Below are 13,757 nucleotides of genomic sequence, written 5' to 3'. Positions count from 1 at the left end.
GCTAGACCCGGTATCCGAGGTAGGACTGGGCGACCTGCTCGTCTGCCCTGATCCGCTCCGCCGTGCCCGACAGCACGATCCGGCCGGTCTCCAGGACATGCGCCTGCTGGGCGATGCCGAGGGCGAGATGGGCGTTCTGCTCGACGACGACCACGGTGGTCCGCTCCTGTTCGTTGATCGCCCGCACGATGCGGAACAGCTCCCGGGTGACCAGCGGCGCCAGGCCCAGCGACGGCTCGTCCAGCAGGAGCAGCCGGGGGCGCAGCATCAGCGCGCGGCCGATGGCCAGCATCTGCTGCTCGCCGCCGCTGAGGCTGCCCGCCGCCTGCCGCAGCCTGGGCTTCAACGCCGGGAAGTAGGTGTAGATGCGGTCGAGGTCGGCGTCCACGCCTGTTCTGCCCCGGCGTACGTAGGCGCCCAGGCGCAGGTTCTCCTCGACGGTGAGCGGCATGAACGTGCCGCGGCCCTCGGGCACGTGGGCGACGCCGCGCCGGGCTATGGCGTCCGGCGAGCGGCCGGTCAGCTCGGTGCCGCCGAGCCGGACGCTGCCGCGCCCACGGACCATGCCGGACAGCGCCCGCAACAGGGTCGTCTTGCCGGCTCCGTTCGGCCCGAGTATCGCGCAGATCTCCCCCGGACCGACCGACAGGCTCAGCCCGTGCAGCACCTTCGCGTCACCGTATCCGGCGACCAGGTCCGTCACCACCAGCTCGCTCATACGGCGGTCCCCAGGTACGCCTCGATGACCCCGGGATCGCGCTGAACCTCGGCCGGAGCTCCCTCGGCGATCTTGCGGCCGAAGTCCAGGCAGACGATCCGGTCGCAGATTCCCATGACGAAGCCCATGTGGTGCTCGACCACGACCATGGTCAGGTCGTACTCGTCGCGGATCGCGCGCAGGACGCCGGCGAACTCCTCGACCTCCGCCGAGCTGAGCCCGTTCACCGGCTCGTCGAGCAGCAGCAGCTCGGGGCGGCCGACCAGCGCCCTGGCCAGTTCCACCCGCTTGAGCGTGCCGAACGGGAGCCCGGCGGCCGGGTGGTCGGCGACCTCGGTCAGCGCCAGCCGGTCGAGCACCGCGTCGGCCTCGGCGCGCAGCCCGGCCTCCTCGCGGCGCACGCCGGGCAGGCGCAGGCCCGCGGTGAGGAAGCCGGCCCGGCCGCGGTGGTGCGCGCCGACCAGCGTGTTGTCGCGGACCGACATGCGCGGGAACAGGCCGAGGTTCTGGAAGGTCCTGGCGATGCCCAAGGCCGCGATCGCGTGCGGAGGTACGGCGAGCAGGTCCCGCCCCTCGTACTCGACCCGGCCCGCGTCGGCGTCGTGGCGGCGGGTCAGGCAGTTGAACAGCGTGGTCTTGCCCGCGCCGTTCGGCCCGATGAGCCCCACCATCTCGCCGCGCCGCACCGAGAAGCCCACGCCGTCGAGCGCCGTGATGCCACCGAATCGGACCGTGAGCTCGCTTACCTCCAGCACTCCGGCCTCCCGCTGACGGTGAGCGGCGAACAACGTGCTGAAAGCGTAGAAGTCACCCGTCCGACACCACATTGGGCACGGTCACCCAAGATGCGTGCCGGCTGTTGTCCGCCGGGCACAGGGTCTGTCTCGGACCGGTTACGACCTGTTGACCGCCCGGCAAAGTGCATGGATCATCCCGGCATGTCCGGTGGTTTCAGCACGGAAACGCTCACCGGTTCGGCGACGGTCCGCGTCCAGCGCACGCGCATCCTCTCCGAGCTCCTCGATCATCTAGCCGACCTCGCCGACACGGCCGTTCAGACGATGCGGGCCGAGATCCCCGCCTACGCGGCTCAGGACGAGAACTTCCTCGCCGACGTACGCGACCAGGTGGTCCGCCATTACCGCAGCAAGCTGGCCGTGATGCTCGAAGACCGCACGGTCACCGTCGACGACATCGCCTTCGCGCGCCGGGCCGCCATGCGGCGGGCCAGGGCCGGGCTCGCCCTGGCCGACTACATCAACGCCTTCCGCGTCGGCCAGCGGGTCTTCTGGGGGTCGGTGCTGGAGCGGGCCGGCCACTCGGCCGCCGGCCACGAGGCCGCCCTCTCTCTGGCGGGCCCGATCATGCGTTACTGCGACTTCGCCAGTACGCACGCGGCCAACGCGTACATGGAGTTCCAGCACTACGCCGCGGCGGAAGCCGTACACGAGAGCAGGGACCTGCTGGAGACCCTGCTGGCCGGCGGCGCGCCCACGCGCGGCGGGCAACTGGCCGCGGCCCAGGCGTACGGTCTGGGGTCCGACACCCGCTCGCCCCTGCTGGTGGTGATCGCGGTCCTGCTCGGGCCGCGCGCGCTCGTGATCGGCGGGAACCCGGACTCCGACCGCGGCGTGGACGCGCGGCACGCGGCCTGCGCGGCCCTGTCCAGGGCCGGGGCGAACGGCGCGCGGACGCTGTCGGTCGTGCGGCAGTCGGAGATCGTCGCCATCCCCGCGCTCGGCCCCGGCGGCGACCCGGAGGAGCTGTGCGAGCGGCTGCAGGCCGTGCGCGAGAGCCTCATGGGCGAGGGGATCGTGCTGGCGATGGGCGTCAGCACGGTCGTCGCCGGGACGGCCGGGATCCCGCAGGCGTACGACGAGGCCCGTACCGTGCTGGAGTTCCTGCCGGAGGACGGCGGTGTGGCGGCGCTCCCCCGGCTCTCGCCGTTCCAGTACTTGGCGCTGAGGGCCGACGACACCGCCCGCCATCTGGTGGATCCGCGGATCACCGCGCTCCTGTCCGAGGACCGGGCGCGCGGCGGCGTGCTCACCGCCACGATCCGCGCCTTCGCCGCCGCCGACCTCAACCTGCGCGCCTCGGCCGAGCGGCTGCAGATCCACCCCAACACCGCTCAGTACCGCCTGCGCCGCATCCAGGAGCGCACCGGTCGCAGTCTGCGCCGGATCAGCGACCTGCTCGACCTGCTCGTGGCCATCGCCCTCCACGACTCCCTGCCACTCACCCCCAAGCAGCCGCCCAACACCAACCACGGGGGGCAAAGACTGGCCACCGTGACCGATGAGCGACGTGGGAGCGGGGACGTACGGTCGTTCCATGAATCTCGCTGACCGGCTCCACACCGTCGCCGATCGGCTCGGCGGGAGGACGGTTGTCACGCTCGACGACGAGGCGCTCACCTACGGCGCGCTCGACCTGATGAGCGCCCGCGTCGCCGCCCTGCTGCGGCTGCGCGGGATCGGCGCAGGCGACCGGGTGGCGATCATGCTGCCGAACGTTCCGGAGTTCGCCGTCGTCTACTACGGGGTGCTGCGGATCGGGGCAGTCGTCGTTCCGCTGGATCCGCTGCTGCGCAGGAGGGAGATCGCGGCGTACGTCGGTGACTGCGGGGCCTGCCTGCTGATCGCCTGGCACGCCTTCGCGGAGACCGCCGAGGCGGGCACCGCCGGCACCCTGACCGACTGCTTCTTCGTCGTGCCGGGCGAGTTCCAGCGGCTGCTGCGCGGCCTGGCCGCCGAGCACGACGTCACCGCGCGCGCGGACGGCGAGACGGCGGTCATCCACTACACCTCCGGCACGACCGGCCGGGCCAAGGGCGTCGAGCTGACCCACGGCAACCTCGGCGGCAACGCCGCGGCCGTCGCCCGCATGCACGCGCTCGGGGTGGACGACGTCGTGCTCGGGGCACTGCCGCTCTACCACTCCTTCGGGCAGACCTGCTCGCTCAACGCCACCGTCCAGGCCGGCGCGCGCCTCACGCTGCTACCTCGCTTCGAGGCGGGCCGGGCGCTGGAGGTCATCCGGCGGGACGGCGTCACGGTCTTCCAAGGCGTGCCGACCATGTACATCGCGCTGCTCGACCATCCGGGCGCCTCCGACATGTCACTGCTGCGCATCCTGGTCTCCGGCGGGGCGGCGCTGCCGCTGGACGTGCTGCGGGCGTACGAGACGCGGTTCGGCTGCTCGATCGTGGAGGGCTACGGGCTCAGCGAGACCTCGCCCGTCGCCTCGTCCAACCGGGGCCGCAACGGCACCCGGCCGGGGTCGATCGGCCGCCCGATCAAGGACGTCCAGATGAAGGTGGTCGACGAGGACGGCGGCGAGGTGCCCACCGGCCACATCGGCGAGATCGTCGTCCGGGGCCCCAACGTGATGAAGGGCTACTGGAACAATCCGGCCGCCACCGCTGAGGCGATCCGCGACGGCTGGTTCCACACCGGCGACCTCGGCCGGGTCGACGAGGACGGGTTCTTCTTCCTGGTCGACCGCCGCCGCGACGTGATCATCCGGGGCGGCTACACCGTCTACCCGCGCGAGGTGGAGGAGGTCCTGTACGAGCATCCCGCCGTACGGCAGGCGGCGGTCATCGGGGTCCCCCACCCGGAGCTCGGGGAGGAGATCGCGGCCGTGGTGACGCTGCGCGCGCCGGTCGAGGCCGACGAGCTGCGGGCCTTCGTCAGGGAGCGGGTGGCGGCGTACAAGTATCCCCGGCACGTCACCTTCGCCGACGAGCTGCCCATGAGCCCCACCGGCAAGGTCCTCAAGCGCGCCATCGAGACGTTGACTCGCCACCGGTAGTAGAACTACGTTCTGGATACCGGCTGGTCGGTTAGGAAGGTGGCTTCATGCGGGTGCGGGACAAGGTCGTCGTCGTCACGGGGGCGGCGAGCGGGATCGGCCGGGCCATGGCGCTCAGGTTCGCCGCCGAGGGGGCGGCCGGAGTGGTGGTCGCCGATCTCGACGAGGCGGGCGCGGGCGCGGTGGCGAAGGAGATCGGCGACCGGGCCCTGGCCGTACGGACCGACGTGTCGGTGGAGGCCGAGGTGGCCGCGCTGGCGGAGACGCCCTTCGGCCCGCCCGATCTGTTCTGTTCCAACGCGGGCGTCATCGCCGGGCACGGGCTGGAGGCCACCGACCAGGAGTGGGACAGCCTGTGGTCGGTCAACCTGCGGGCCCACGTGTACGCCGCGCGAGCGGTCGTGCCCGGCATGGTCGAGCGGGGCGGTGGCTACCTGCTCAACACCTGCTCGGCGGCCGGACTGATCAGCTGCCCCGGCGACGCGCCCTACGCGGTGACCAAGGCGGCGGCCATCTCCTTCGCCGAGTGGGTCTCGATCCACTACGCGACCAAGGGCGTCAAGGTCAGCGTGCTGTGCCCGCAGGGCGTACGGACCGCCATGCTGGAGCGCGGCGTCGCGGAGGACCACCTGACGGCCCGCGCGGTCGGCGCGTCCGGGGCGATCCTCGACCCGGCCGACGTGGCAGGGACGGTGGTCGAGGGGCTGGCGGCGGAGCGGTTCCACATCTTCCCGCACCCCGAGGTGGCCGACTTCGCCCGCCGCAAAGCCGACGATCCCGACCGGTGGCTGGCCGGGATGGCGCGGTTCGTGGACTCACTGTCATGAAGGGGGACGCTGACATGAGGGCAGCGCGACAGGCTTGGCGGCGGCTGGAGCCGGTGCACGGCATGATCTACTTCGTCCCCGAGGGCCGGAAGCGGTACGCCGCGCTGGGGCTGAACGCCCGCTCCGGTTACTTCGCCTCGCGCGGGGCGGCGCTCGGCCGCGCCTCCGCCGAGCTGGTCATCGCGACCTTCTACAACTTCCACCCCGACCTCGTACGGAAGGCGCTGCCCGCCGCCTGGGACCTGGCGACGCCCGAGCAGGTGCTGGCCGCGCGGTACGAGGCGGCCGACGAGGCCCTGCGCCGGGCGGGCATCCACGAGCAGCCCGAACTGGACACGGTCCTCGAGCTGGCCCGGCGCGCCGCCGAGGCCGCCTGCGAGCATCCGCAGGGCCGCCCGCTGTTCGCCGCGCACGCCGCGCTGGCCTGGCCGGACGACCCGCTGCTCCAGCTGTGGCACGCGCAGACGCTGCTGCGCGAGTTCCGTGGCGACGGGCACATCAGCATGCTGGTCGCCGAGGGCGTCGGGCCGCTGGACGCGCTCGTGCTGCACGCCGCCAGCGGGGAGGTCCCGGTGGACTTCCTCAAGCTGAGCCGGGCCTGGCCGGAGCCGGAGTGGGCAGCGGCCGGGGAACGCCTGCGCGAACGCGGTCTCCTCGACGGCCACACGCTCAGCGCCGAGGGCAAGACGCTGCGCCAGCACATCGAGGCCCGCACCGACGCGCTGGCCCTGCCCGCCTACTCGGCGCTGGGCGAGGAGGGCTGCGAACGCCTCGCCGAGCTGGCCCGCCCCTTCGGCCGGGCCATCGTCGACGCGGGCCTCCTCACCCCGGCCTGACCTCATCACCCCTTGGGATCACCCCTTGGGCAGGCCGGTGGCCGGGTCGATCGTGGTGGTGAAGACGTCGCCGTTGCCCGGCGCCTCGCCGCCGGTCGGCGTGCCGTAGGTCAGGCCGGAGACGGCCACCTGCCCCGACGGGGTGGCGGCGGCGTACAGGTTGACCTCGGAGAACGGGTCGACGCCGTCGTCACGGGCGGTGCCGAGCTGGGCGGCGGCCTGCTGCTTCCCCTTACCGTCCAGCCGGACCGTCAGGACGTCGGCCGCGCCCGCCACCACGCCCACCCGGCCCCGGGTGTATCCGGCCAGCGCGACCGCGCCCCCGGTCAGCGGCACCACGGCGGCGCCCTCGTCGGCGGCCGGGGTGGCGACGGTGGCCTGCCAGCGCTGCTTGCCCGCGCCCGTGTACGCCGCCGCGACCAGATCACCGCCGACGCCCCCGGTGGCGACCGCGAGGCCCGCCGTGGTGATGGCTACCGCGTTCAGCCGGTCGTCACCGGTGCCGCCCACCGCGGTGGCCCACTTCCGGGCCCCGTTCGGGTCGTAGGCGGCGAGCCAGCCGTCGAGCCCGCCGAGCGCGGTCGTCCCCGGCAAAGCCGAGGTCGCGCTGCCCGTCACGTACAGGTTCGTCCCGTCCGAAGCCACTCCGTACGCCTTGTCCTCGCCCACCCCACCGTACTGGCGGACCCAGGAGACCGCGCCGTCGGCGGACAGGCGGGCGACCAGCGCGTCCTTGTCCCCGCTGTTGGCCCCGTCGAGGGCGCCCTTGGTGTAGCCGGCCACGTAGGCGCCGCCGCCAGGGGCGGCGGCCAGGCCGTAGAGGCGGTCGGCCACGCCGGGCGCGCCGAACTGGGTGAGCCAGCGGACCGCGCCCTTCGCGTCGAGCCGGACCACGAACGCGTCGTCCGTGGCGTTGCCCACGTGGTGACCGTCCAGGTCGCCCTTGGTGTAGCCGGCCGCGAGGACGCCGCCGTCGGGCAGCGCCGCGACTCCGTACAACCGCTCGTCGGCGGCGCTGCCGAGCTGCCTGGTCCAGCCGTCCGCGCCGCCGCGGACCAGCACCGCGTCGAGGCGGCCCGCGTACGGCTGGCCGCCGACGGGTCCGCTCGCCGCGAACCCGGTGGTCAGCGAGCCGTCGGCGTGGGCCGCGACGCCACCGGCCCAGTCCGGGGCGGCCGTGCCGTACAGCGGGGCGGGCAGCCCGGCCGGCGGCGTGACGCTCAGCCCCGGGCCGAGCTCGGCCATCGCCTGCTCGAACGCGGGCGCCCAGACGGTCCAGTCGTGGCCGCCGTCGAGCACGCGCAGCTGCGCCGAGATCGCGGGCGAGCGCCGGGCCGCGTTGTAGAGCGCGGCGGACTCGAAGTCGAGGTCGTGCTGGGCGTCGGCGGGGTCGGGGTTGGCGTACTCGTCGTCGCCGACGGCCACGAACAGCCGTACGGGCAGGTCCTGGTCGAGCTTGGGGAGCAGGGCGGGGTAGTTCGACTCCCGGTACACCGCGTCGGCGAACTTGTCGCCGCCCTGGCCGTAGGCGCCGTAGTCACGCGTGGAGGAGTCGGCCGGCGGCAGCGGCGTATAAACGGCCGGGCTGAGCACGATGGCGCTGCCGAACAGGTCCTGGTGGGCCAGCGCGAAGCGCAGCGCGCCCGAGCCGCCCATGGAGTAGCCGCCGACCATGCGGGCCTGGCGGATCGGCGCCGTGCGGTACGTCGCGTCCACGTGGGCGACCAGGTCGCGGGTCAGCGCGGTCTCGACCGGCCGTCCTGGCAGGTCGGAGCCGGTGTAGCGGGAGTCCACGTACCAGCTGCCGCGCTCGCTCCACGGCGCGTCGGGCATGACGGCGATGAGCGGCGGTATCCGCCGGGTCCGGATCATCGCGTCGAGCGTGTCCTTGACCCGGGTCCACGCCTGCATCGTGTCGCCGCGCCCGTGCAGCAGGTACAGCACCGGGTAACGATCGGCGCCCTTGGCGTAGCCGTACGGCAGATACAGGTTGTAGGCGATGTTCTCCCCCAGCGCCGCCGAGGGCGCGGCGGCCGCGGTGATCGTCCCGGTCCGGTCGGCCCGCACGCGTGCCTCTCCCGGTACGGCCAGCAGGACGACGAGGGCGAGGGCTATGAGCGCACCGACACCGCTCCATCGAGATAAGGGCATCGGTCGCTCCCTGTAAACGTTTACCGAACAATCTGTCCGGTGGTGCAGGAGAGTTTCCTGGTGGCCTTTGATCCGTGTCAAGTATTCAAATGATCACATGTCGTAATTCTTGCGATTTGCCAGTGAAATGACCTCTAGGCTGAGCCGAGATAAGCCCTCCATTACCGCGACGACCTGGGGACCCCTGATGACCGAGGACGCGAACGACGACGTCATGGAACAGCTCAGCCGCATAGACACCTCGGTGGCTCATCCGGCGCGCGTCTTCGACTACTGGCTGGGCGGCAAGGACCACTACGCCGCCGACCGCGAGACGGGCGAGCAGATCCTCCAGGTCATGCCGGAGCTGGCCATCATCGCCCGCGCCGAGCGGGAGTTCCTGGCCCGCGTGGTGCGGCACCTGGTCGTGGAGGAGGGGGTTCGCCAGTTCCTCGACATCGGTACCGGCATCCCGTCGGCCGACAACACCCACGAGGTGGCCCAGGCCGCCGCGCCCGAGGCGCGCATCGTGTACGTCGACAACGACCCGATCGTCCTGGCCCACGCCCGCGCGCTGCTGCGCGGCACCGACGAGGGCCTGACCACGTACATTGACGCCGACCTGCGCGACCCGGAGACGATCCTGGAACACGCGGCCAAGGCCCTGGACTTCACGCAGCCCGTCGGCCTGATGCTGCTGGGCGTGGTGGAGTTCGTGCCGGACGACGAGCAGGCGTACACGGTCGTCGCCGAGCTGATGCGGGCGCTCCCTTCGGGCAGCTATCTGACCATCGCCTCCAGCGTGAGCAGCCCGGCCATGGACCGCGCCGCGGCCATCTGGAACGACAGCGGCGCCACGCCCATCACGATCCGTACAACCGAGCAGCTCATGGAGTTCTACAAGGGGATGGAACTGGTCGAGCCGGGCATGGTGTCGCTGCCGAAGTGGCGCCCCGAGCCGACCACCCAATATCGCGGCCAGGAAGTGTCGCAATATGGCGCTGTCGGCCGCAAATCCTGACCTTCCACCAAGCCTTTCAGACAGTTGCTTGACCGACACTCGGCGATCAGCATGATGAGCTCGCACGCTTGACTATTCTCCTGGTGAAGCTTTGACAACTGCAGGATCAGAACCAGGGGTGAACATGAGTGACGCAGCGGGGGCCTCACGTTCGTCCGGACGTCCCAAGCGGGCACGTGACGTCGGCGAGGTCGGCGAGCCGGAGCTCCGGCAGCTGCTGGCCGGCCTGACCGCGGTCCGCGACGGCGACTTCGGCACCCGGCTGCCGGACGACGCCGACGGGCTGCTCGGGGAGATCGCCTCCGTCTTCAACGGCATGGTCGACCAGCTCTCGCTGTTCACCTCCGAGGTGACCCGCGTCTCCCGCGAAGTCGGCACCGAGGGGCGGCTCGGCGGGCAGGCCGAGGTGCCGGCCGTGTCCGGCACCTGGAAGGACCTGACGGAGTCCGTCAACGCCATGGCGGGCAACCTCACCGACCAGGTACGCAGCATCGCCCAGGTGACCACGGCCGTGGCCAGGGGCGACCTGTCGCAGAAGATCACCGTGGCGGCTCGCGGCGAGATCCTGGAGCTGAAGAACACCGTCAACACGATGGTCGACCAGCTGTCCTCCTTCGCCGACGAGGTCACCAGGGTGGCCCGCGAGGTCGGCACCGAGGGCGAGCTGGGCGGCCAGGCCGACGTCAAGGGCGTGGCGGGCACCTGGCGGGACCTGACCGACTCGGTGAACTTCATGGCCGGCAACCTCACCGCCCAGGTCCGCAACATCTCGCAGGTGGCCACCGCCGTGGCGCGCGGCGACCTGTCGCAGAAGATCACCGTCGCCGCCCGAGGCGAGATCCTGGAGCTCAAGAACACCCTCAACACCATGGTCGACCAGCTGTCCTCCTTCGCCGACGAGGTCACCAGGGTGGCCCGCGAGGTCGGCACCGACGGACGGCTCGGCGGGCAGGCCGACGTCAAGGGCGTCTCCGGCACCTGGAAGGACCTGACGGAGTCGGTCAACGTCATGGCCGACAACCTCACCGCCCAGGTACGCAGCATCGCCGAGGTCACCACCGCCGTGGCCAAGGGCGACCTGTCGCAGAAGATCCGGGTGGACGCCCGAGGCGAGATCCTGGAGCTGAAGGAGACCATCAACACGATGGTCGACCAGCTGTCCGCGTTCGCCGACGAGGTCACCAGGGTGGCCCGCGAGGTCGGCACCGAGGGCAACCTGGGCGGCCAGGGCACGGTGCGCGGTGTGTCGGGCACCTGGAAGGACCTGACCGACAACGTCAACGTCATGGCCTCCAACCTGACCAACCAGGTACGCAGCATCGCCCAGGTCGCCACCGCCGTGGCCAAGGGCGACCTGTCGCAGAAGATCACCGTCGAGGCCAAGGGCGAGGTCGCCGCGCTCGCCGAGACCATCAACACGATGGTGGACACCCTGTCCGCCTTCGCCGACGAGGTCACGCGCGTCGCCCGCGAGGTCGGCACCGAAGGCCAGCTCGGCGGCCAGGCCCGGGTCCCGAACGTGGCGGGCACCTGGAAGAACCTCACCGACAACGTCAACTCGATGGCCGACAACCTGACCAACCAGGTACGCAGCATCGCCCAGGTGACCACGGCGGTGGCCAAGGGCGACCTGACCCGCAAGATCGACGTCGACGCCCGCGGCGAGATCCTGGAGCTCAAGACCACCATCAACACGATGGTCGACCAGCTGTCCTCCTTCGCCGCGGAGGTCACCAGGGTGGCCCGCGAGGTCGGCAGCGAAGGGCGATTGGGCGGCCAGGCCGAGGTCGAAGGGGTCTCCGGCACCTGGAAGCGGCTGACGGAGAACGTCAACGAGCTGGCCGGCAACCTCACCCGCCAGGTCCGCGCCATCGCCGCGGTGACCAGCGCGGTCACCTCGGGCGACCTGACGCGCTCCATCACCGTCGACGCGGAAGGCGAGCTCGCCGACCTCAAGGACAACATCAACTCGATGGTGGAGTCGCTGCGCGAGACCACCCGGGCCAACGAGGAGCAGGACTGGCTCAAGTCCAACCTGGCCCGCATGTCCGGGCTGATGCAGGGCCATCGCGACCTGGCCACGGTCGCCGAGCTGGTGATGGACGAGCTGGCACCTCTGGTCTCGGCTCAATACGGCGCCTTCTTCCTGGCCGAGGAGACCGAGCTGCAGCTCATCAGCGCGTACGGCTTCGCCGCCGACCCCGAGCGGCCGATCCGGTTCCGCATCGGTGAGGCGCTGGTCGGCCAGGCGGCGCGTACCCACAAGACCATCGCCATGACCGACATCCCGGCCGACTACATCACTGTCTCCTCCGGGCTCGGCCGCACGGCCCCCGTCTCGGTGATCGTGCTGCCGATCGTGGCCGAGGAGCAGGTGCTCGGCGTCATCGAGCTGGCCTCGGTCTACGCCTTCACCCCGGTCCACCGCGCGTTCCTCGACCAGCTGATGGAGACCATCGGCGTCAACCTCAACACCATCGTGGCCAACGCCCGTACCGACGAGCTGCTGGTGGAGTCGCAGCGGCTCACCGTCGAGCTGCAGACCCGCTCGGCGGAGCTGCAGAACCAGCAGGAGGAGCTCCAGCGCTCCAACGCGGAGCTGGAGGAGAAGGCGACGCTGCTGGCCACCCAGAACCGCGACATCGAGACCAAGAACCTGGAGATCGAGCAGGCCAGGCAGGAGCTGGAGGAGCGGGCCCAGCAGCTCTCGCTGGCCTCCAAGTACAAGAGTGAGTTCCTGGCCAACATGAGCCACGAGCTGCGCACCCCGCTCAACTCCCTACTCATCCTGGCCCAGCTGCTCGCCCAGAACCACACCCGCAACCTCACGGCCAAGCAGGTCGAATACGCGGGCATCATCCATTCGGCCGGCTCCGACCTGCTGCAACTGATCAACGACATCCTCGACCTGTCCAAGGTCGAGGCCGGCAAGATGGACATCAACCCCGAACGCGTGTCGCTGCGCCAGCTGCTCGACTACGTCGAGGCCACCTTCCGGCCGATGACCACGCAGAAGAGCCTGGACTTCCTGATCACCACCATGCCGGGCGTGCCGACCGAGCTGCTCACCGACGACTCGCGGCTGCGCCAGGTGCTGCGCAACCTGCTCTCCAACGCGGTCAAGTTCACCGAGACGGGCAGCGTCGAGCTACGGATCGAACCGGCCAGCCCGGCCGAGCTGCCCGTTCCCGCGCGCCCGCACGGCGCGGCCGTGGCCCTGCGGGTCATCGACACCGGCATCGGCATCCCCGAGCAGCAGCTGGAGGTGATCTTCGGCGCGTTCCAGCAGGCCGACGGCACCACCAGCCGCAAGTACGGCGGCACCGGGCTGGGCCTGTCGATCAGCCGCGAGATCGCCTACCTGCTCGGCGGCGGCATCACCGCGCAGAGCACTCCGGGACAGGGCAGCGTCTTCACGCTCTACCTGCCGATCGCGCGCCCCGACTTCGAGGACTACTCCACCCCCGAGGCCAAGCCGCTGCCGTCCGCCGCCAAGCAGAGCCTGCCCGCCGCGCCCGTGGTGCCGCAGCAACGGCGGCTCCTGATCATCGAGGAGCGGCAGCGCGGGCTGCTGTCCCTGGTCGCCGAGAGCGTCGTGACCGACCTGGCCAACACCCGCGACCTGGCCCACCTCCACGGGACCGTCGAGGTGGTCACCGCCGCGGGTGCGGAGGAGGCCGCCGCCACGCTCGCCGCCGAGCCGTGCCACTGCATCGTCCTCGACATCGACATGCCCGATATGGCGGCGTACGGCCTGCTGGAGGCCATGGACGGCGACCCCGCGCTCCAGCAGGTGCCGGTCCTGGCCTACAACAACTGGCGCACCAACCCGCAGCAGGAGGCGACCCTTCAGGCCCGCGCCAGCAACCGGCCGCTGGAGCTGCTCTCCAGCCTCGACGAGCTGCGCGAGCGCATCGCCCTGCACCTGACCGCCGACCAGCCGAGCGACGTGCTCCCCCTGGTCCGCCCGGCCAACGTGGGCGTGCCCGCCGGGCGGGAGGTCGACGACACGCTGGCCGGGCGTACGGTGCTGGTGGTCGACGACGACGCCAGGAACCTGTTCGCGCTCACCAGCATGCTGGAGATTCACGGCATGAACGTGCTGCACGCGGAGAACGGCCGCAAGGGCATCGACATGCTCATCGCCCACCCGGAGACCGACCTCATCCTGATGGACGTGATGATGCCGGAGATGGATGGCTATGCCGCCACGGAGGCGATCCGGGCCATGCCTCAATACGTCGGCCTGCCCATCATCGCGGTGACGGCCAAGGCCATGCCGGGCGACCAGGAGAAGTCGCTCGCGGCGGGAGCGAGCGACTACGTCACCAAGCCGGTCGACTCCGACCATCTCATCGAGGTGATCCAGCGCTGGATGACCTCCTAGCGCAGTCCCCCGGGCAAGCCCG

9 protein-coding genes are annotated in these 13,757 nt (G+C 71.2%); 6 read left to right on the top strand and 3 right to left on the bottom strand.

Features of this window, described 5'->3' with window-relative positions; all coding sequences use genetic code 11:
- Position 1: 1 nt before the first annotated feature.
- Positions 2–718: an ABC transporter ATP-binding protein gene (locus AB0C30_RS10695; RefSeq protein WP_357941900.1), complete on the bottom strand. Its 717-nt coding sequence runs from the start codon at positions 716–718 to the stop codon at positions 2–4.
- Positions 715–1,473 (bottom strand): ABC transporter ATP-binding protein, encoded by a 759-nt coding sequence (locus AB0C30_RS10690; RefSeq protein WP_357941897.1) that lies wholly within the window; start codon positions 1,471–1,473, stop codon positions 715–717. The genes AB0C30_RS10695 and AB0C30_RS10690 overlap by 4 nt, the downstream gene beginning before the upstream one ends.
- A 183-nt stretch (positions 1,474–1,656) precedes the next feature.
- Here AB0C30_RS10690 and AB0C30_RS10685 point away from each other — a divergent pair, with 183 nt between their 5' ends.
- The 4 genes from AB0C30_RS10685 to AB0C30_RS10670 are packed head-to-tail and all read left to right on the top strand — an operon-like array spanning position 1,657 to position 6,197.
- Positions 1,657–3,066 carry a helix-turn-helix domain-containing protein gene (locus AB0C30_RS10685; protein ID WP_357941895.1) on the top strand — a complete coding sequence of 470 codons (1,410 nt, stop codon included), beginning with the start codon at positions 1,657–1,659 and terminating at the stop codon, positions 3,064–3,066.
- Positions 3,053–4,534 carry a long-chain fatty acid--CoA ligase gene (locus tag AB0C30_RS10680; protein ID WP_357941893.1) on the top strand — a complete coding sequence of 494 codons (1,482 nt, stop codon included), beginning with the start codon at positions 3,053–3,055 and terminating at the stop codon, positions 4,532–4,534. The genes AB0C30_RS10685 and AB0C30_RS10680 overlap by 14 nt, the downstream gene beginning before the upstream one ends.
- Positions 4,535–4,581: 47 nt before the next feature.
- Positions 4,582–5,361, top strand: coding sequence for an SDR family oxidoreductase (locus AB0C30_RS10675; protein ID WP_357941891.1), 780 nt, complete (start codon positions 4,582–4,584; stop codon positions 5,359–5,361).
- A gap of 14 nt (positions 5,362–5,375) precedes the next feature.
- A complete protein-coding gene (locus AB0C30_RS10670; RefSeq protein ID WP_357941889.1) occupies positions 5,376–6,197 on the top strand; it encodes a hypothetical protein in 822 nt (273 codons plus the stop codon).
- A gap of 18 nt (positions 6,198–6,215) precedes the next feature.
- Here AB0C30_RS10670 and AB0C30_RS10665 read toward each other — a convergent pair whose 3' ends face one another.
- Positions 6,216–8,348 carry an alpha/beta hydrolase-fold protein gene (locus AB0C30_RS10665; protein ID WP_357941888.1) on the bottom strand — a complete coding sequence of 711 codons (2,133 nt, stop codon included), beginning with the start codon at positions 8,346–8,348 and terminating at the stop codon, positions 6,216–6,218.
- A 187-nt stretch (positions 8,349–8,535) separates the two neighbouring features.
- Here AB0C30_RS10665 and AB0C30_RS10660 point away from each other — a divergent pair, with 187 nt between their 5' ends.
- Both AB0C30_RS10660 and AB0C30_RS10655 read left to right on the top strand, forming a co-directional pair.
- A complete protein-coding gene (locus AB0C30_RS10660) occupies positions 8,536–9,348 on the top strand; it encodes an SAM-dependent methyltransferase (RefSeq protein ID WP_357941886.1) in 813 nt (270 codons plus the stop codon).
- A gap of 124 nt (positions 9,349–9,472) precedes the next feature.
- The gene (locus tag AB0C30_RS10655) at positions 9,473–13,735 is read left to right on the top strand and encodes a HAMP domain-containing protein (protein ID WP_357941884.1); all 4,263 of its coding nucleotides are present in this window, start codon (positions 9,473–9,475) and stop codon (positions 13,733–13,735) included.
- Positions 13,736–13,757: the final 22 nt, after the last annotated feature.

Source organism: Nonomuraea sp. NPDC048901, from assembly GCF_040649695.1.
Classification (GTDB): domain Bacteria; phylum Actinomycetota; class Actinomycetes; order Streptosporangiales; family Streptosporangiaceae; genus Nonomuraea.
This window is presented reverse-complemented; position numbering and strand designations above follow the sequence as displayed.